This window comes from Pseudolysinimonas kribbensis, from assembly GCF_030161895.1.
Taxonomy (GTDB): domain Bacteria; phylum Actinomycetota; class Actinomycetes; order Actinomycetales; family Microbacteriaceae; genus Pseudolysinimonas; species Pseudolysinimonas kribbensis.
Map to the genome: position 1 here is coordinate 3,076,654 of NZ_BSVB01000001.1, position 18,778 is coordinate 3,095,431.

15 protein-coding genes and 2 pseudogenes are annotated in these 18,778 nt (G+C 68.3%); 9 read left to right on the top strand and 8 right to left on the bottom strand.

Features of this window, described 5'->3' with window-relative positions:
• The first annotated feature begins 6 nt into the window (after window positions 1–6).
• From QQK35_RS16945 to QQK35_RS16970, 6 genes are read left to right on the top strand one after another with little or no spacing between them, the layout of a single operon-like run.
• Window positions 7–3,459 (top strand): tubulin-like doman-containing protein, encoded by a 3,453-nt coding sequence (locus QQK35_RS16945; protein WP_284255193.1) that lies wholly within the window; start codon window positions 7–9, stop codon window positions 3,457–3,459.
• Window positions 3,460–3,476: 17 nt separating this feature from the next.
• Window positions 3,477–4,628, top strand: a complete 1,152-nt coding sequence (locus QQK35_RS16950; RefSeq protein ID WP_284255194.1) for a hypothetical protein — start codon at window positions 3,477–3,479, stop codon at window positions 4,626–4,628.
• Window positions 4,625–5,563, top strand: coding sequence for a hypothetical protein (locus tag QQK35_RS16955; RefSeq protein WP_284255195.1), 939 nt, complete (start codon window positions 4,625–4,627; stop codon window positions 5,561–5,563). The genes QQK35_RS16950 and QQK35_RS16955 overlap by 4 nt, the downstream gene beginning before the upstream one ends.
• Window positions 5,560–8,034 carry a hypothetical protein gene (locus QQK35_RS16960; protein WP_284255196.1) on the top strand — a complete coding sequence of 825 codons (2,475 nt, stop codon included), beginning with the start codon at window positions 5,560–5,562 and terminating at the stop codon, window positions 8,032–8,034. Before QQK35_RS16955 ends, QQK35_RS16960 begins: the two co-directional genes overlap by 4 nt.
• Complete coding sequence (locus QQK35_RS16965) at window positions 7,965–8,912, top strand: hypothetical protein (protein ID WP_284255197.1); 948 nt, start codon at window positions 7,965–7,967, stop codon at window positions 8,910–8,912. Before QQK35_RS16960 ends, QQK35_RS16965 begins: the two co-directional genes overlap by 70 nt.
• The gene (locus tag QQK35_RS16970; protein ID WP_284255198.1) at window positions 8,909–9,745 is read left to right on the top strand and encodes a hypothetical protein; all 837 of its coding nucleotides are present in this window, start codon (window positions 8,909–8,911) and stop codon (window positions 9,743–9,745) included. Before QQK35_RS16965 ends, QQK35_RS16970 begins: the two co-directional genes overlap by 4 nt.
• On the opposite strand, the gene QQK35_RS16975 is transcribed toward QQK35_RS16970, so the two are convergent.
• The 7 genes and pseudogenes from QQK35_RS16975 to QQK35_RS17005 form a co-directional block, all read right to left on the bottom strand.
• The gene (locus QQK35_RS16975; protein ID WP_284255199.1) at window positions 9,723–12,200 is read right to left on the bottom strand and encodes a transglycosylase domain-containing protein; all 2,478 of its coding nucleotides are present in this window, start codon (window positions 12,198–12,200) and stop codon (window positions 9,723–9,725) included. The genes QQK35_RS16970 and QQK35_RS16975 overlap by 23 nt on opposite strands.
• Window positions 12,201–12,307: 107 nt before the next feature.
• The gene (locus QQK35_RS16980; RefSeq protein WP_284255200.1) at window positions 12,308–12,715 is read right to left on the bottom strand and encodes a hypothetical protein; all 408 of its coding nucleotides are present in this window, start codon (window positions 12,713–12,715) and stop codon (window positions 12,308–12,310) included.
• On the bottom strand, window positions 12,708–13,334 hold the full coding sequence (locus tag QQK35_RS16985) for a nucleotidyltransferase family protein (RefSeq protein WP_284255201.1): 627 nt from the start codon (window positions 13,332–13,334) through the stop codon (window positions 12,708–12,710). The genes QQK35_RS16980 and QQK35_RS16985 overlap by 8 nt, the downstream gene beginning before the upstream one ends.
• A 76-nt stretch (window positions 13,335–13,410) precedes the next feature.
• Window positions 13,411–15,122, bottom strand: a pseudogene (locus QQK35_RS16990) (ABC1 kinase family protein).
• A 4-nt stretch (window positions 15,123–15,126) separates the two neighbouring features.
• A complete protein-coding gene (locus QQK35_RS16995; RefSeq protein ID WP_284255202.1) occupies window positions 15,127–15,645 on the bottom strand; it encodes a PadR family transcriptional regulator in 519 nt (172 codons plus the stop codon).
• Window positions 15,646–15,689: 44 nt separating this feature from the next.
• On the bottom strand, window positions 15,690–16,283 hold the full coding sequence (locus QQK35_RS17000; RefSeq protein ID WP_284255203.1) for a GNAT family N-acetyltransferase: 594 nt from the start codon (window positions 16,281–16,283) through the stop codon (window positions 15,690–15,692).
• A 9-nt stretch (window positions 16,284–16,292) separates the two neighbouring features.
• The gene (locus tag QQK35_RS17005) at window positions 16,293–16,688 is read right to left on the bottom strand and encodes a VOC family protein (RefSeq protein ID WP_284255746.1); all 396 of its coding nucleotides are present in this window, start codon (window positions 16,686–16,688) and stop codon (window positions 16,293–16,295) included.
• A gap of 84 nt (window positions 16,689–16,772) precedes the next feature.
• Here QQK35_RS17005 and QQK35_RS20630 point away from each other — a divergent pair.
• Window positions 16,773–17,339 (top strand): annotated as a pseudogene (locus QQK35_RS20630) (potassium channel family protein); the annotation flags it as partial.
• Here QQK35_RS20630 and QQK35_RS17010 read toward each other — a convergent pair.
• Window positions 17,297–17,506 carry a hypothetical protein gene (locus QQK35_RS17010; protein ID WP_284255205.1) on the bottom strand — a complete coding sequence of 70 codons (210 nt, stop codon included), beginning with the start codon at window positions 17,504–17,506 and terminating at the stop codon, window positions 17,297–17,299. The pseudogene QQK35_RS20630 and the gene QQK35_RS17010 overlap by 43 nt on opposite strands.
• Window positions 17,507–17,607: 101 nt before the next feature.
• Between QQK35_RS17010 and QQK35_RS17015 the strand changes: the two genes are divergently transcribed.
• On the top strand, window positions 17,608–18,021 hold the full coding sequence (locus QQK35_RS17015; RefSeq protein ID WP_284255206.1) for an MFS transporter: 414 nt from the start codon (window positions 17,608–17,610) through the stop codon (window positions 18,019–18,021).
• 76 nt (window positions 18,022–18,097) lie between these two features.
• A complete protein-coding gene (locus tag QQK35_RS17020) occupies window positions 18,098–18,772 on the top strand; it encodes an MFS transporter (RefSeq protein WP_284255747.1) in 675 nt (224 codons plus the stop codon).
• Window positions 18,773–18,778 lie beyond the last annotated feature (6 nt).

The following is an 18,778-nucleotide window of genomic DNA, read 5'->3' on the forward strand; positions in this document are numbered from 1 at the left end:
ACCAAGATGCCCATCGCTCCCACGCTGATCCTCGGTCTCGGCGGTACCGGATCCAAGATCGTCGCCAGGGTCGCCGACAAGGTCCGGGAATCCGCGTCTCCGCAGGAGAGCCGGATCGCCTACGTCGTGTTCGACACCGACATCAACGAGCTCCGGGAGATCAAGGACAAGAACCCGGGCGTCTTCACGGTGCAGACCTCGACGGTGAACACCGTCGGCGACTACCTCACCGTCAACACCAACGCTCGTGACAACTGGTTCCCCGTGAATGAGATGCTCAACCGGAAGACGCTCACCGAGGGCGCGGCCCAGGTTCGCGCGATCTCGCGCCTGGCGTTCGACACGACGTTGAAGAGCGGCAAACTCGCGCCGCTGCGCGACGCCATCGACACCCTGTTCCGCGTCGACAAGGACAACCAGGAGCAGGCCCTTCGCGTGATCATCACGTCGTCGCTGGCAGGCGGGACCGGCTCCGGGCTCATCCTCTCGGTCGCGATGTACCTGTCGAGCTACCTCAAGGCGAAGTTCCCGCACCTGCGTGCCATCACCCGCGGCTTCTTCCTCCAGCCCGACGTGTTCTACGACGTCATCCCGGGTGCCGAGGAGCAGCAGAACCTCAAGGTGAACGCCTACGCGACGATCCGCGAGCTCGACGCCTTCCTCATGAAGGGCGACAACACGCTGCCGCCGCAGTATCGCGGCCTCAAGTTCGAGTTCCCCACCATCGGCGGCGACGGCGTTGAGCCGATCAACGCCATGCCTTATGACTTCTGCTTCCTGTTCGACGCACAGGGCACGAGCGGCAGCCTCACCTCGTTCGGCGACCTGCTCGACCACGCCGCGACCTGCATCTACACGCAGTCGATCGGCCCGATGTCGAAGCGTTCGAACTCCTCCGAAGACAACACCCTGCGCGAGGTGATCAAGAACAACGGCCGGAACCGCTACGCGGGCGCCGGCGCCTCCCGGCTCGTCTACCCTGCGCGTCACGTCGAGAAGTACTTCGCGTACACCTGGCTGCGTACCGCGGTCAGCCGCGACTGGCTCAAGTTCGATGAGGCATTCCAGGGCCAGCTCGCCGGCGTGCGCGATCAGCAGGACAAGGGCTTCAGCGTTGCGGATCTGAAGCTGGAGAAGGTCTTCCCGCAGACGGTCGACACCAAGGCCGACGGCGAGAAGGACCCGTTCGCGCGGTCGATCAAGGATCAGGCCGTCCTCAAGGACCCAGAGGGCGTCACCGAGATCGGCAAGAAGTGGTTCATGTACCTCAGCGGGCTCATGGGCTACCTCGAGACACGGTCGAAGAACGACGCCGACGATCAGCTGAAGGCGCAGCTCTCGGCCAACATCGCCGAGCTCGGCGCGGATGCCGCCGAGTACTACGAGCGCTATCTCGACCTGAAGAAGTACCACGACCTCGTGGAGCGGCACGCCCAGGAGAACGCGGGTATCACGGCGTACTCGCTATTCGGAACCGACACCCGCGGCGCCAACGTTGGTCAGCCGTTCGCGCTGGAGACCTACCTGAAGAACCAGCGCGGCGACGGCTTCATCCACCCCGTCTCCGCCCGTTACTTCCTCTACAACCTCCTCGACCTGCTCGAGAAGCAGAAGGCCACGGTCGACATCGAGCTCAACGAGCTGCACGGCTATTTCCGCGACTTCGAGAAGCAGGCCTTCGACGATCCGTCGACCGACGAGATCGAAGGACCGGAGTCGCTGCTCGCGCGGCAGCGAGGGTTCGTCTCGCGGGTGACCAACCGGCAGGACGGATGGCAGCGGGATCTCACCGACAAGTTCGCCACCTACCTCAAGAAGGTCGGCGATCTCGGAAACGCCGAAGTGCTCTCCGAGGTGCTGCGGGATGCCATCGGCTACATCAAGGGCCTCTCCGACGCGTTCGAGAAACTGTTCGACAACCTGCGACAGAATCTCGACCGGCTCGGCAGCGACATCGATCGGCTCCACACCGCCTACGACAACACGAAGGGCTCGACGACGCGCTTCGTGTACGCGGATTCGAAGAGCCTCGACCACATCGGCAAGTCGGTGCTGTACAAGGGCGGTAGTGCGAACGCCGACGCGGACCTGTCGCAGGCGATCTTCAGCAAGGTGCGCGAGTACGCGGCGATCACGGACGAGAAGGACGAGAACTTCTTCCAGGACCTGTACACGGGCACGATCGTTCAGCACTTCGTGAAGAAGTTCCGGGAGCAGGGCGCCGCGACCCTGGACATCGACATCATCGAGGCGCTCGACCGGGAGTACCGAGCCCACACCCGGAACGTGGAGGAGGACAACATCCGCCACTACGTCATCCGGGAGATCAACGCCGTGAAGGCGCTCGCGGCGCCGTTCATCGAGTCGCCGCTCGGCGAGGACCGGCACCCGATCTTCGCGTGCGCATTCAATCCGGCGATCAAGCTCGACGCCGGCTCGAAGCGCGAGGCGCTCATCAACGAGCACCTGTCCAACTACGGCGGCCAGCCGGACGATGAGATCTCGAAGCAGGAGATCCTCTTCTACAACGCGATCTACGGCATCCGGGCCCGTGATCTCTCCAAGTTCTCGCCTGCGCGCGTCAATCAGACGGAGAATCTCGCGGCCGGCGAGTACTTCACGGCGTACTTCCGGCTGGTCAGTCAGATCCGCCCGTCCGTCGACGAGACGAAGGTGATCACGCCGCACATCGATCGCCGCTGGCACACGATCGCCGCCATGCCGGACCTCGACGAGGGGAGCCAGGCGCGGCAGCTCACCGAGATCCACCGTGCTCTGCTCAAGGGCCTGGTGCACGGCCACATCATCCGGGAGAAGTCCGTCGGCAGCGGGACGATCTACCGCTACAAGCCGCTGACCGGTCCGGAGCAGGACTTCATCGTCTCGAACGGAACGCCCTGCGACCAGTTCTACGAGGTCGTCGATGCGCTCACCATCGATCCGGTCGCCGTCACCCGGCTGACGGAGGCGGTGGACCGCATGCTCGAGGCCACGCTGGCAGTGACGTCGGCGGTGGACTACGCCAGCAGCCCGTTCGGGCAGGACCTCGCGGCGGGCGTCGATCTGACCGAGCTGCGGCAGATCGTCCCGTCGTTCCCGGATGCTCCCGTCACGATCTTCGACATCGCCGCCTTCTGGGCCGTCTCGGTGCCGAAAGACGACTTCCAGGAGGAGTACCTCGCAGCGATGAGTCGGAACTTCCTGCTCCTTATCCAGGAGGAGGTGTTCCGGCTCGAGGACGGCGACCAGCGGTACGCGGTGCTCGAGACGGTCCTGCGGCAGCAGCTCGAGCAGTTCACTTCGCACATGGCGGCGTTCACCGAGAAGGGCGGAAGCTACTTCAACCGCAAGCTGCGCATCATCATCGGTGCGCTGGGCGACCTGCTGATCGACCTGCCGCTACCGGAGCTGCGCTCCGACGTGAGGGCCATCGACAAGCAACTGCTCGCCGCGGACTGACGGGGCGCCGCCGCACCGTGTTCACCGTCATCCTGCTCCGGGGAGGGGCCAAACGGATCTTCGCGCAGGCGAAGACTCTGTTCGAGCCGTTCGAAGAGGAGCGACTGCTCGCGTTCGCCGACTGGAACGAGTCGCCGCGTGCGCGCGCCGTCGATGACGTCCTCCCCGGAATCCGCCGCATCATCAAGGGCCGGAGAGAGTGGCGGGTCGTCGTCGTCGAGAGCCCGGAAGAGGACGGCGTCGAGGCGGCCCAGCCGGACAACCCGTTCGACTACCTCGACAACGAGCTGAGGCCGGTGCGTCTGTCGCTCCAGGAATCACCCCACCGGCTCGTCCGCCTTGCGCACATGCTGCTCGGATATCCGCCCATGGGCGCGAAGGACTTCGAGGCCGTCTACTCGTACAAGGACCCGGATGCGCCGACCGGCGCCCGCATCGAGCGCCGTGCCAGTGACTTCGCCGGGCCGGGTGAGCCGCCCCCGGCGCCCTCCGAGGTCCGCACGATGCTTGCCGGCGTGCATGACCTGAAGATCCACTACCGGGAGGTCGAATACTCGCCGGATGAGCGGGCGCAGCACGAGGAACTCAAGGCGGCGTACGACTTCCGCGGCAACCGGCCCGCCGAGGTGATCTTCGTCTCGACCCGCCGGCCGCCGGAGGGTGATCCTCACGCGCAGCTCCGCGCGGCGTGGTCGACGGACCTCGGTCAGGTGCCGTCGCAGTTCGTGGCGCGGAACGACTATCCGTCGGGCACGCGCTTTGCGGTCTACGACCTCGTCGACGAGGAGCATTCCGACTACGAGCAGAGCCTCATGCGCTTCTGGCTCTCGGTGCTCAGCGTGTCGGTCAACGACCTGCCGCCGAGCGCCTTCCAGGCCGACCACGTCTACCGGCTCGACATCGAGGTCGACCGAGACGCTCTGATCACGACGATCAACGAGCACCTCAGCCGACTCGGCAGCGTGCGCGATCGCATCGATGGCCTCTTCAGGAGGCCGGGGCGGCGTCCGAGCACCGACATCGCGACCCTCCTCGTCGAGCAGGAGATCCCGGTCGAGTTCGACTCGCTGGGGAGTCGACCGCCGCCCCCGTGGACGGCTACTCACTGGCTACCGATGTGCCCTTCAGCGAGTCCTCGCGTTGGTGGGCGGATTACACCCAGGTCGTGAGCCGAACCGAGATTCTGCTGCGCAAGCCGCGCCGCGTGCTCGGTGCCGCCGTGTACGACGCTCGACTCAAGGCGCAGGTCGTCCCCGCGAACGGGGTCGAGCTCACCCGCTACGAGCGGGAAGACCTGGAGGACGACCTCTCCCGACGCGTCACCGCTCTGGCCTCGCCCGCGACCGCGGACCTGCTCGACCAGAAGGCCGTGCGACGGATGATGGAGCGGCACCATCGCACGATCCTCCGCACGATCGGCAACCGCCTTCACGCCAAGACCATCGGCGTCGCGGTCGGCGTCGTCCTCGCCGCCTGGGTGATCGGCCTGCTGCCGTACCTCATCGGCACGGCCACGAGCCGTACCTCCGCCGCGCTGCGCGATGCTGCCCTCGTCGCCCTGTTCAGTCTCGTTGTCCTGCTCGCCGGAGGCGTCGGCGCCCTCGTCGTGCAGCGCGCCCGGCTGGTCGCGCAGATCCGGGACCTCAACCGGGATCTCAAGGGCGTGCGTACGCAGGTGCACGGCGGCGCGGCGATCTTCGGCCGATATCTCACCGACCTCTCCACCTACATGCGCGCGCGTGCCCTCCTGATCGGCTCCGCCGTCAGAGAGCATCAGGAGCGTGCCCGGCTGCAGGACCTCGAGCAACTCAAGCTGCGGATCAATCGCGCGATGGAGTTCGAGCGCGGCCTGATCACCTCCCTCGGGGCGACCCCCGTCGTGCAGAAGGTGGACGGCGACCTCAGCACCTTCGATCTCGGAAATCGGTACAGGATGCGCCGCCTCCTGCAGCTGCCCCTGCCGGCAGGAATCACCGTGCCGTTCAACACCTCAGGCGAGCTGGTCAGGGCCCCGTATGACTTCATCGCGCGCGTTGTCGTCAAACGCGTGCCGCTGTTCGAGCGCGCCGATCCCGACGAGTCGACGAACGAGGTCACCGAGTGACGCTCATCCTGTTCCTCGAGCACTTGTTCGCCTCGCTGCCGCTCCTGGTCGCCCTGCTCGCGCTGAGGGCAGGCAACCAGGCGAAGGCCGCGAGGGTTCGGCAGTTCCCGATGCCCGCGGTCGCCGTCGTCTACGCGGTGATCGCGATGATCGTCCTCTATCGCGCCAACGACTGGCTCGACGGATGGCTCGCGTGGCTGATGCGGCTGATCCCAGGCATCCGCGACTGGTACTCGTCGGTGTGGCTGTACTTCCTCGAGAACCTGCTCGTGATCCTGGTGTTCCTCGTGCTGAAGCTCGGGCTCAAGCCCGTCATCGCCCGAGTGCTCCGCGACCCCGGATTCCTGGGTCGCCGCGTGGTCGAGGGCGTCTACGCCTGGGACGCCGACTACGACCTGTGGTTCGTCCGGTCGTCCGCCGCGAACCTGCGAGGCCTCTACCGGGGTTTTCTCGCCGGGGCCATCGTCGTCACCGTCGCCTATACGGCTCTCATCACGACGTTTCCGACGTGGCCCGGTTCGCGAGCCATCGCGTACCCGGCGGTCGTGACGCTTGTGATCGCGGAGCTCGTCTGGTTCCTTTCCGGAGTGACGAAGGACGAATACGTCACCGACATCCTGGGTGAGGAGGACCACGCCACTCGAGTCGGAAACTATGGACAGCTGCGCCGTGTCCTCGACGCCGCGTTCGGCGACCGGGTTCTTGCCGAGGAGCTGAGCCTGTCGACCCTGGATGCGACCCGTTCGCGTTCGAGGATCGACCGCCTCCTCGACGAGCCGGCCGGCGAAATGGAAATGCTCGCGGGCGCCTACTTCCAGCGGCTCAGGGCGAACGGCCAGGAGCTCGACGTGAACCTCCTGGATGCCTCGATCGCCCTGCTGCGTAAACGCAGCGTCGTCATCGCGAACCCGTTCCACGGTGACCTGACCGCATACCTGACATTCCCGGCGCACTATCACCTGCTGCAGCATCGCAAGGTCCTGATCGTCGCCGGGCGCGAGGCGGCGACCGATGACTATCGCGATTGGATTGCGTCGGGGCTCGAATCGATCACCGGCATCACCGACCTGTGGGCGGTCGAGGTGCTCGGCGGCACCCCGCGGGACGACCTCGACGTCGGTGTGCTTCGCTTCGCGGACCTGCACAATGTCGAGCTGCTGAAGGCTCACGACGGCTTCCTCGGGCAGGTCGAGTACGTCATCCTTGCCGAGCCGTCGCGGCTGCTCGCCACGGGACAGCTCGGCCTCGGACTCGTGCTGCAACGCGTCGGTCGGCGCGGCGACGTGGTCTTCGCGGCATTCGATCGGAATCATGACGGTCTCGTCGACGCGTTGAGCCACCTTCTCCGGGTCGAACTCGCCGACGTGGTCGCGTCGGCTCTGCCGACCGGTGCGACGAGTGAAATGGTCTGGCAGGCCGACGGCCCGAGCATGCACACAGCGATCCTCCCCGCCATCACCCGATACCTGGGGGTCGGGACGGAGATCGCCGCGGTCGCGCTCAAGTACCAGGTCGAGCGGGTGGCGTGGGTCGGCGCGGACCGCTTCCCCGTCCGGGACATGATGTGGCTCGCCGGCCAGTACTACGCCACCATCAACGCCTTCGCCGAGCTGGACCTGACCCAGGCGGCGCTCGAAGAGGCGATCATCCCGGTGGCGAGCCCCTGGAGCGTCGAGCGGGCCGACCGGCAGTTCCTCGTGGTCGAAGACGACATCAACAACGTCTTCGAGTCGCTGCGGCTCTACGGCACACGCGCCCGCACCGAGGGGTTCGTCAACCTCGTCTCCGGCGACTACCTGCTGCGCGACTACATGGTCGCCAACCGTGAGATCTTCGCTGCAGACCCGAAGGCGATCCCGTCGATCGTCCCCGACTTTGCGCGCACGGAGCGCAACGGCATCCTGCGGCTCCTGCTCGCGATGCTCGTGTTCGACGTCGACGAGTCTGAGCTCGCGAAGCAGTTGCAGATCCTCGGTGTGATCGTCTCGGGCCAAGAGGAGGAGACGACGCGAAGGTCGATCCCACGAATGACCAGCAGTCGCCCGTCGACCTCTTCAGAACCCTCGTCGCCAAGCACACAGGGGTCGACGACATCCGGATTCTCTCCGAACGGGAGGCGGTCGACGACGATCGGGTCATCACTCGATTCCGGGTGGAGCCGTCGTCGGAGTTGGACGGCATCCTGCAGCACCTTCGCGCCGCGTACTTCTTCGTCGAGGACGAGCGGGAGAACTCGTCGTACATCGGGGCGCTGCTCTATGGGCACGTCCATCAGGCGATGCTGCCCGGGCAGTTCCTCACGCACGGTGGCAAGTACTACGAGGTCCAGTCCATCGGCAACGCGGGTCATCGAGACGGTGTCGTCCTCCGTCGTGCGGCGGACCACATCCGGGACCGCCGGGTGTACAAGCAGATCCGCACCTTCACGCTCGGCGACTTCGAGGTCAATCCGATCGCCGGATCGCGTCTGACGGTCGACCGGGTGGAGGAGCGCCCGCACGCCGAGGGGCAGCTGCACACCAGCCGCGTGGAGTTGATCCGCTCATTCGCGACGATCACGGTGGCGACGACTGGCTATCTCGAGATGCCGAGCAGGTCGGCGCTCGCGGATGCGCATCGGATCGGCGTCGATGACGTGCCGATTCGGGAGTACCACCACAAGGAGGTGCTCGAGGTTCGCCTGCCGGATATCGACCCGACGACCCGGCGAACGATCGTCACGGTGCTGAATGAGATCTTCGTGTCGGTCTTCCCGAACGCCCACGAGTACGTCACCGCGCTGACCCCGGACCCGGAGGACGAGAGCGGAGACCTGCTCGACGACGTCGTGGTCGACGGGCGGTCGGATTCGATCTTCATCGTCGAGGACAGCCTCGTCGACCTCGGCCTCGTCGTCGCCGTCGAACGGAATTGGCGTCGGCTGCTCGAGATCGTGACGGACTATCTACTGTGGCGAGACACTCCGGTGCCGCCCGAGCCCGAGCCGTCGGGCGACGCCGAGCCGGTGCTTCCCCGAGTGGATCGGCCGGCGCCACCGAGTCGGCGGCGGGGGCGGTTCCTCCGGGCGCTCCTGTGGCCGTTCACCGCGCTCGGGCGGCTGCTGCGTCGGCTGTTCGGCGGTCGGGGCGCGGAGGGGTCGATCGGCGAGCCGGAACCCGTGGACCAGGAGCCTGTGCCGGGGCCGGAGCTTGTGGACCACGAGCCTGTGCCGGAACCTGTGCCGGAGCCTGTGGCGAGCCCCGAGCCGGTGGCCGAGGCGGCGGCACCCGACGATGCGCCCGTCGTTCGTCGGACGAGGAGGGCGCGCCCGCCTGCATCGGCCGCCCCGAGTGAAGGATCCGACGCATGACCGTGAAAATCGATCCGAAGCGTTATCTGGAGTACGGCGGCATTGAGCCGGCCCGCTCTCTCGATGGCACCGCCGCTCTCGCCTACCTGCAGCCGAAGGGGTTCGGCGAAAACTACCTCGAACAGTCCCGAGCCGCTGTCAAGCGCCGTGCCGGCGAAGAACTCGCCTTCGAGCCCGGCACGGCGAACTACTGCGACTTCTGCGCACGGCCCCTGATGGGCGGAGAATACGACCTTTTACAGGACGGTCGCGAGCGCTGCATCTCTTGCTCCCGCACGGTCGTCACGACGAATGAGGGCTTCGTCGCGATCTATCAGGAAGTCCGGCGCAACCTCGAGATCGTCTTCGACATCCATTTCAGTGTCGGGATCACGGTGCGCATGGAAAACGCGAAGGCCATCGCTCGCGGAACCAACGAGACGTACCAGCCGACGCCGGGGTTCGATGCGCGGGTGCTCGGCTTCGCCTCCCAGACCACCGGTGGATACGAGCTGCACATCGAGAACGGATCGCCGAAGCTGCCCAGCATTCAGACGATCGCGCATGAACTCACGCACATCTGGCAGTACCGCAACTGGAACGAGCAGGCGATCGAGGCGAAGTACGGCCCAGGCAATCACGGCCTCATTTACGAAGGCATGGCGTCCTGGGCGATGGTGCAGTATTCGTACGCGACGAATGAGGTCGACTTCGCAAGGCGGGAGGCCGCGTACACGCGATCGCGTGATGACGAGTACGGTGCGGGGTTCCGCTTCTTCGAGGAACGCTATCCGCTCCGTGTTGACGGAGGCGTCTTGCGGGATACGCCGTTCAAGCATGCGCTCCCGCTGTGAACGACACGGGGCTCGTACGGTGAGGTAGCGGAAACAAGCTGCTTCCGTCGGTCCTAGCCGCCTCCGCCGTCCGGCGGGGAGGCGGGGTCGGGTCGCCGGTCGGTCCGCCGCCGCCACCGCCCGGTCCGCCACCGCCCGGTCCGCCGCCGCCACCACCGGGTCCGCCGCCACCTCCGTGGCCGCCGCCACCGCCGGGCGTGCCGCCGCCTCCGCCCGGAGCAGGGTGCCCCCGCCGTCGCTGGGCGGCGCGGTGCGATGGCCGAGCAGGTCCGGCGCCGGCGGCGGAAGCTGCCGCCGCTGAAGCCCGGTTGCGCGTCGATCGCCTGCGCGATCGCCTTGAAGATGTTGTTGCGCAGGCTGGCCGCCTGGATGCCTCCGACCCAGATCTTGCGCAGCTGCTGTTCGGCAGCCGGGTCGCCCGGGGGCCGATGATGTTGCCGACCCAGAGCGCTGTCGAGGCGAAGCGGGAGGAGCCGACCGTCCAGGTCTGGTGCGAGAAGTCGGTGGTTCCGGTCTTGCCCATGTAGGTCGTGCCGTCCTTGGGGTTCGCCAGGATCGCGGTGCCCCGGCCGACGAAGACCTGCTGCATCGCGTACACCGCGGTGTTCACGACGTCGGGGGTCAGAAGCGGCGACGGCGCGCACGCCCCGTCCTGGCCGGCGAGCACGTTGCCCTCGGCATCCACCACCTTGTCGACGATGATCGGCTCGCAGAAGGTGCCGCCGTCGGCCAGGGCCGCGTAGGCGGCGGCCTGGGTGATCGGGGCGATGGTCTGGCAGGCGCCGATGACGCAGCTCGGGAGGGTCCCCAGCGGGTCCGGGTGGTCGGGTGTGTCGCTCGAGTTGTGCACGCCCAGCGACTTCGCGATCGCCACCGTCTTGCACTGGTCGACCTTCTCGCCCATCTGCATGAAGATCGTGTTCACCGACCGGGCCGTGCCCTGGGTGACGGTCATCGGGCCGACCTCGTTGGCCTCGTCGTTGGTGACCTTGTACACCGGGCCGCCGTTCGGGGCGCAGGATGCCGGGTACTTGCTCGGCTGGAACTGCGTGACGCTCGCGTTGAACGTCTCGCCGAGGGTGTGCCCGGCGGCGAGGAAGGACAGCAGCGTGTACGGCTTGTAGCTCGAACCGGGCTGGTAGCCACTGCCGCCGCCGTGCGCGGCGTCCTCCGCGAGGTTGATGGCGGTCGTGGTCTGCGTGCGCGACCGGTCGTAGGGGCTCAGCTTCGGGTCGGTCGGCAGGTTGCTGAAGTCCTTGTTCTGCACCTCCATGAGGATGCGGCCGGTGCCCGGCTGCACGGTGGCCGCGGCCGCGCCGAGCGCGAAGCGGGTCTCGTTCGCGGGCGCGAAGTGCTTGATCGCCGCGTTGCCGGCATCCTGCATCGCCGGCTGCACCGAGACGTAGATCTTGTAGCCGCCCTGCTTCAGGCCCTGCACCGCGGTCTCGGGGGTGTCGCCGATGGAGGGCACCTCGCCGAGCCTGATCGTGCGATCCGCGAGATCGCAGATGAACTGGTAGCCGGGCGTCGCATAGAGGCATCCCCGCTTCGGCGCCGAGAGCTTGACGTACTTGGCGTCGACCTTCTGCGCCTTCGCCTCGAGGTACCGCGCGTGCGTGATGTAGCCGGCCGCCTCCATGAACCCGAGGATCACGTTGCGCCGCGCCTGGTTGTCGGCGTAGTTGTGCGGGTCGCCGAGGCTGTTCTTGCTCGGGTTCTGCACGATCGCGATGAGGCTCGCCGCCTGCGCGATCGTCACCTTGTCGGCGGTGGTGCTGAAGTACTGCTCGGCGGCGGCCTCGACGCCGTAGGTGTTGCCGCCCATCCCGACGATGTTGAGGTAGGCGTCGAGGATCTGGGGCTTGCTGTACTTCTTCTCCAGGCCGATGGCGAACTTCATCTCCTCGACCTTGCGGCCGAGATCCGGATAGACGGCGGCCCGGATGTCGGCGCGGCGCTGGTCGTCGCTGACCCCGACCTCGTTCGCCGCGGCCTGGAAGCGGAGCTGCCGCACCAGCTGCATCGTGATCGTCGACGCGCCGCTCGTGGAGGTGTGCGCCAGCTGGCCGATGGCCGCGCGCACCACCGACTGCAGGTCGACGCCGCCGTGTTCGTAGTAGCGCCGGTCCTCGCCGGCGACCGCCGCCAGCTTCAGGTTGTCGCTGATCTGATCCAGCGGCAGCGACTGCCGGTTCTGGTCGTAGAGGGTCGCGATGTGGAAGTCGGAGCCGTCGGGATTCTTGGCCAGCACCTCGTTGGCCTCGTGCTGCTGGCTCAGCTCGATGTACTCGGGCAGCGAGTCGAAGACGCCGACCGTGTTGCTCGTTGTCACGCCGCCGACCGCGATCGCGGGAAGCGCCAGCAGCGCCACGAGCACCCCCGCCATGGCGCTGAAGACGATCATGCCGACGGCCCCGGAGATGAGCCTGCCGACGCCCGCCCTTCGATCGGCCATGTCATCGACCGTACGTTGGTCGCCGGTGGTGAGGGCGCCGTGCCAGGCGTTTACAAGGAAAAGATTCCGGATGCCGTAGCTCAGCGTCGACGACAGACGTGGTTGAGTCAGCGAGCTCGCTGGATCGCCTCGTTCACGAGGTCGCGCGCCCACTTCGCGAGCTGAGCCGCATCGGCGGCGGAGACCGGGTGCACACCGTATTGGACCGGCGTCTTCTCGGAGAGCAAGCGTCTCAAGCTGTTCGGCGCCTTCTTCGCCGGACTCAAGGCTCGGGTCAGCAGGTCTACCGCCTGGCCATGGTCTTCGCCTGAGCTTCGCTCGCCGAGGAGGAGGCCGCAGATGGCGTCGGCCGCTGCGATGCCGGCGAGGATCGAGTTGGAGCCCGATACCTTGCGCTCAGCAGCAGAGTCACTCGATGCGTACAGCTCCGCCGCCTCGAGGTAGGCGCGCGCCTCGCCCAATCGGGCTCGCGCCTCGCCGTTGCTCAGAGGGGACGTCGCCGACTTCTTAGCCACGCGCGCCGAGCCCGAGGCCGAGAAGCAGTCGAGCGAATTCGGGGCCGACGAGCGGGACCGCGTCAGCACGTAGCGACGGAACGATCGAGTCGCCGCGGCGCACCATGTCGGCTAGTTCGGATCGGGTGACACTGTAGATCTGCCCGTGGTTGCCGGTCCAGGTCTGGATGCTGGTGCTGAGGGCATCGGCGACGTCGACGATCTGTTCTCTGTCGTGGCCATCGGGAAAGACCAGGAGTACATCGACATCGGACTCCGGCGACGACTCGCGGCGCGCGAACGAGCCATAAAGGTAGGCGGCAACGCCCTCCTGCTGTTCCACGTGTCGCTGGATGCGGTCGCGCAGAACGGTGCGCGCGTTGGCGGCGGCTTCGATGGCCGGCCACAGTACGTGCTGCCGGTTCGCGCTCCAGGTCTGGGCCGACCCGTGCCGATGGGAGTTCACGAGCCCGGCGGCCGCCAACCGGATCAGCGCCTTGCGCACTCCGAACGGAGACCCGGATGCCGCAATCCGCTGCACTTGAGCCGCGCTGAATTCGGTCGCGGCTCCGGCGAGTACCCGCAGCACTTCGGCTTCGACCGGCGAGGCGATCGTGCGCAGGGGTGATTCGAGGTCCATGGACTACCCTTGCTACTTGAGTTGCATTGATGCAACTACAGTAGCGCGAGCACAACTCTAGTCGCAAGAGATGCGGTCACCGACCCCGCCACGTCAGGGCGACGTGCAACAGGGGTAGCACCGACGCGCCCATGAGCACCCACCCGAGCACCGGAACCGTCGGCATCAGCAGCACGCCCGCGAACAGCAGCGTCGCGAACACCACCGCCGAGACGGCGCGGCCGATGGTGCGCTCGAGCGAGCCGAGGCGGCGGTCCACGTCGGGGGTGCGCACCGCGACCTGACCGCGGTCGATGCGTTCGGCGAGTTCGTCGATGCGGCGGGGGAGGCGCGCGAGTGTCGTGGCGTAGGAGACGGCCTGTTTTCCGAGGGCGCGCACGGAGTCGATGCCGCTGGGGCTGAGGATGTCGCGCGCGAAGGGGTCGACGGCATCCCACATGTTGAACTCCGGATTGAGTGCGCTGGTGTCGCCGGAGACGAGGGAGATGGTGCGCAGGAGCAGGAGGAAGTTCTCGGGCAGCTGGAACGGAAGGGCGCGGATCGTCTCGCCGAACTGGCGGGCGAACGCCTCGAGCTCGCGCGGGTCGACGCGCTGGAGCTCGGCGATTCCCATGCCGCCGAAGCGGGCGAACAGGGCGGTCATGGCGTGCTCGAGCTCGTCGGTGTCGGTGGCCGAGATGAGCACGTGGAGGCGCTCGAGGGCGGTGACGAGGCCGCGGCTGTCGCGTCCGACGGCGGCGAGGATGAAGTCGCGGAGGCCCGCGCGGAGCGTGTCGGGGATCTCGCCCATCATCCCGAAGTCGACGAAGGTGAGGCGCCACGGCGGTTCGCCGGGTCCGCCGGGATCGGTGACCGGGGTGACGAAGATGTTGCCCGGGTGCGGATCGGCGTGGAAGAAGCCGTGCACGAAGATCTGCTGGAACGTCACGCGGGCCAGCTCGTCGGCCACGGCGGCGGGGGAGATGCCCGCCGCCTCCAGCGCCGCCACGTCGGTGACCTTGATGGCCGTGACATCCGAGAGGGTCAGCACGCGCAGCGAGGTGCGCTCCCAGACGACGAGCGGCGCGGTGACCCGCGGATCGGATGCGAAATCGGCGTCGAAGCGCTCGGCGTTCGCGGCCTCGTGGAGGTAGTCGATCTCCTGCAGGCTCGTCGACGCGAACTCCTCGACGAGCTCCGGAACGTCGGCGCGCTTGCGCACGACGCGCACCCGCATGAGCCAGCGGGCGACGCGACGCAGGGCGGCCAGATCGACCGCCACGACCTCCTCGATGCCGGGGCGCTGCACCTTGACCACGACATCCATCAGGCCGACGTCGGCGCCAATCGCAGGCGTCAGGCGTGCGCGGTGGGCCTGGCCGAGAGATGCCGCGGCGATCGGCGTCGGATCGAACGAGGCGTAGGCGACGTCGAGCGGCATCCCGAGCTCCGCTTCGGCCGCCGCGCGGATCGCCTCGAACGGCTCGGCCGCCACCTCGTCCTGCAGGCCCTCGAGCTCCTTCGTGACCTCGGGGGCAGCACGTCGAGGCGCGACGACATGAACTGGCCGACCTTGATCATGAGCCCGCCGAGATCGGCCGCGAGCACGTGGAAGCGGCGGGCCAGGCGCTGCAGGCGCGCCGTGCGGCCGCGCGCCGCGAGTCCGCGCAGGCCGAGCACGGGCAGCACCAGCTCGAACCACCACAGCTGCGTCAGCGTGCGGCCGGCGAAGCGCATGATGCGCCGGTAGCGCGCGCGGGAGGCGGGTGACGCGGTGGATGCCGTGGGGCTGCCGCTTCGCGGCGGCATCCCGTCAGTCCTCGGCGAGGATCGCGTAGAGCTTGCGGCGCGCCTCGTCGATGATCGCGACCGCGCGCTCGGTCTGCTCCGAGCTGGCGCTCGGGCCGAAGCCCGACATCGCCTGCGCGAGCTTCGCGCCCGCCTTCGGCAGGGCGAGGTCGCGCTCCGGGTCGAAACGACGGCGCGGCCCGCTCGACTCGGCGCTCGCCACGGTCGCCTGCTCACGACCTGCATCGGTCAGGGCGTAGACCTTGCGCTCGCCCGTCTGGGTCGCGGTGACGAGGCCCTCGTCGGCGAGCAGCTGCAGCGTGGGGTAGACGGTGCCGGGCGTGGGCGTCCAGGCGCCGCCGGAGCGCGCCTGGATCGCCTGGATGAGCTGGTATCCGTGCATCGGCTCGGCCAGCAGCTCGGTGAGGATGGCGGCCCGGATGTCGCGGCCGGCCTCGCGGGGCGCGAACGCCTCGCGCAGACCGTCGACCGCGGCGTGGAGATCGAAGCCGGGCAGATCGAATCCGGCGGAGGAGGTGCGCATGCGGCCACGATACGACGGCGGGATGGGTGGCGGCGGGGAAATCCTCAGCCGTAGACGAGGTACGTGCCCGCCTTGCCGGGCTCCCGCAGCTCGAACCGGCGCCGCAGGTCGGTGCGCTCGATGAGGGCGACCTGCTGCTCGAACCGCTCGTTCGTGACGAACACGACGCGCGACAGCTTCCACTCGTCGGCGAACCAGGAGCGCAGGGCGGGGAGCAGGCGCGCGTCGAGCCCCGCGTCCATCCGGGAGCGTCGCACCCAGAGGTAGACGACCGCCTCGACGTCCGACCACCGCTCGTCGCCGAGCGGGGTCACCTCCGATCGGGCCAGGAACTTCGCGCCGGTCGGGAAGACGTACACGCACCCGAGCGCCTCGGCGCCCGCCGGGTCGACGACCGTATACGTGTATGCGTAGTGCGCGTCGTGGCGCTCCTCGAGGCCGACGAGGTCGTCGCGGTTGCCCTCGACCGTGAAGTCGTCGGCCGGCCACGCGGACTGCTCCCAGAGGCGCAGGTGCTCGCGCGTCTCCATCACGGCCTCGAAGTCGGCCAGGGCGTCGGTCGGGCGGATCGGGCGCAGCACGAACTCGTCGGTCGTCAGCCGGGATGGCACCGGATAGTCGGGGTCGGTGATCGCCACCCGTCGAGGCTAGTTCTCCGGCCGGTTCGCATACCCGCGTGACCACTCCGGCAGCTCCTGCAGCGTGAACGCGTTGCCGTCGGGGTCGCGGAACGTCACGAATTTGCCCCACGGCAGCTCCTGCACGTCGTCGGCGTCGACGCCCTTCGACCGGAGCATCTCGAGCGACGCGGCCGCGTCGCGCACGACGAGCTGCACGCCGCGCAGCGACCCCGGCTCGCCCTCGGCGAGGCCGCGGCCGAACGCGATCGAGCACGCCGAGGACGGCGGCGTCATCTGGATGAACCGGATCTCGTCGCTCACGGTCTGATCGAAGTCCACGTTCCAGCCGATCCCGGCGTAGAAGTCGAGGGCGCGGTCGATGTCCGAGACCGGCACGAAGACGAGCTCGATCCGCATGTCCACCATGGTGTTTCCTTTCGTCGTCGCCTCGAAAATAGGCCCGGCCACCGACACCGCCGAGGGCGAGAACGCCCTAGTCTCCACGTCATGAGCACGACCGAAGAGCCCTCGCGGCGCCTGACCGCCACCGCGTGGCGCACGTACTCCGAGTGGCCACTCGTGGCGATCGGCGTCGTGTTCGTCGTGGCGTATTCGATCGAGGTGATCGACGACCTGCACGGGGCGGCCGCCCGCCCGTACGACATCGCCATCTGGGCGACGTGGGTGCTGTTCGCCGCCGACTACGTCGTCAACCTCGTGCTCGCCGAGCGCCGCGGGTGGTGGTTCGTGCGCAACCTGCACGAGCTGGCGATCCTCGTGCTGCCGGTGCTGCGACCGCTGCGACTGCTGCGCCTGCTGTTCGTGCTCCGGATCACGCATCGTGCCGCCGAGCGCCACCTGCGCGGGCGGGTGCTCGTCTACGCGTTCGGCGGTGCGACGCTCATCACCTACCTCGCCGCCCTCGCCGTGCTCGACGCCGAGCAGAACCACCGCGCGGCCAACATCCACAGCATCGGCGACGCATGGTGGTGGGCGGCCACCACGATCACGAGCGTCGGATACGGCGACTACTACCCGGTGACCCTCGTGGGACGGATCGTCGCCGTCGGTCTCATGGTCGGCGGCGTCGCGCTCGTCGGCGTGACCGCGGCGACGATGGCGACCTGGCTGATCGACCAGGTGGGCAGCCGGGTCGACACGCAGCTGGAGAAGGCGGAGCGCTCCGACGACGACCTGCGGGAGCGGCTGGATGCCATGGGGGCGCAGCTGGCGAAGGTCACGGAGCTGCTGGAGGGCGAGCGCGGGGAGGCCTCGATACGCCGCCCGGGGCGGCTGCTCGACCCGCTCAAGGGGAGGGCGCGGCGCTGCCAGACTGAGGGGGATGACACCCGCCACGATCCCCGTCCGTCGCGGGCGCCTCGCGCTGCTCACGATCGCCGTCGTGCTCGCGGCCGCGACGATCCGCGCGCCCCTCGTGTCGGTGGGGCCGGTGGCGCACACGATCGCCCACGACCTGCAGGTGGGAGCCGGCGTCGTGGGCCTGCTGACGACGATCCCGGTGCTGCTGTTCTCGGTCAGCTCGCCGCTGGCCGTGTGGCTCTCGCGCCGGTTCGGCGCCGAGTTCGCGCTCACGTTGTGCCTCGCGGGCGTCGTTGTCGCGTGCCTCGTGCGCTCCGCCGGCGGACTCGGGTTCGCGCTCGCCGGGACGGCGCTGCTCGGGGTGGCGATCACGATCGGCAACGTGATCATCCCGGTGATCATCGCCCACGAGTACCCCCGCACCGGGTGCACCTGATGACCGCGGTGTACACGGCGGCGATCAACATCGGGGCGACCACGGCGGTCGTCGGCACCGCCCGCTCGCGCCGTCGCTGGGATGGCAGGGCGCGCTGGTCGTGTGGGGCGCGTTCGGCGTCGCCGCGCTCGCCGTGTGGGCGGCGACCCACGGCATCCGGGCGACCCTCACCCCCACCCGCCCCGCCGCCCCGGACCCCGACGAGCCGCGCGCACCCTCGACGCTGCGCTCGTCGACCACCTGGCTGCTCGTCGTCGCGTTCGGGAGCCAGTCGTTCGGGTTCTTCGCGGTGAGCGCGTGGCTGCCGACGCTGCTGCACGACCACGGCTACCCGGCGACGATCTCCGGCGACATCACGGGGGTGTTCCAGCTGTTCGGGGCGGCCGGCGCCCTGCTCGTGCCGGTCGCCATCGCCCGGGCCAACATGGTCGTCGGCGTCGCCGTGTGCATGGCGTGCTGGGCGGTCGTGCCGATCGGATTCCTCATCACGCCCGACCTGTGGTGGCTGTGGTGCGTGCTCGGCGGCGTCGGCCAGGGAGCCGGGATCACGCTCGTCTTCAGCATGATCGTCGGCCTCGGCGGGGGCAGCGCGTGGTCGCGTCGCGCTCCGGCGCGGTGCAGGGGATCGGCTACGCGATCGGGGCGGTCGGCCCCACCTTCGTGGGCGCGCTGCACGACGCCACGGGGGCGTGGACCGTGCCGCTCCTGGCGATCCTGCTCATGCTCGTCGCGTTCACGGTCACGGGACTGATGGCCG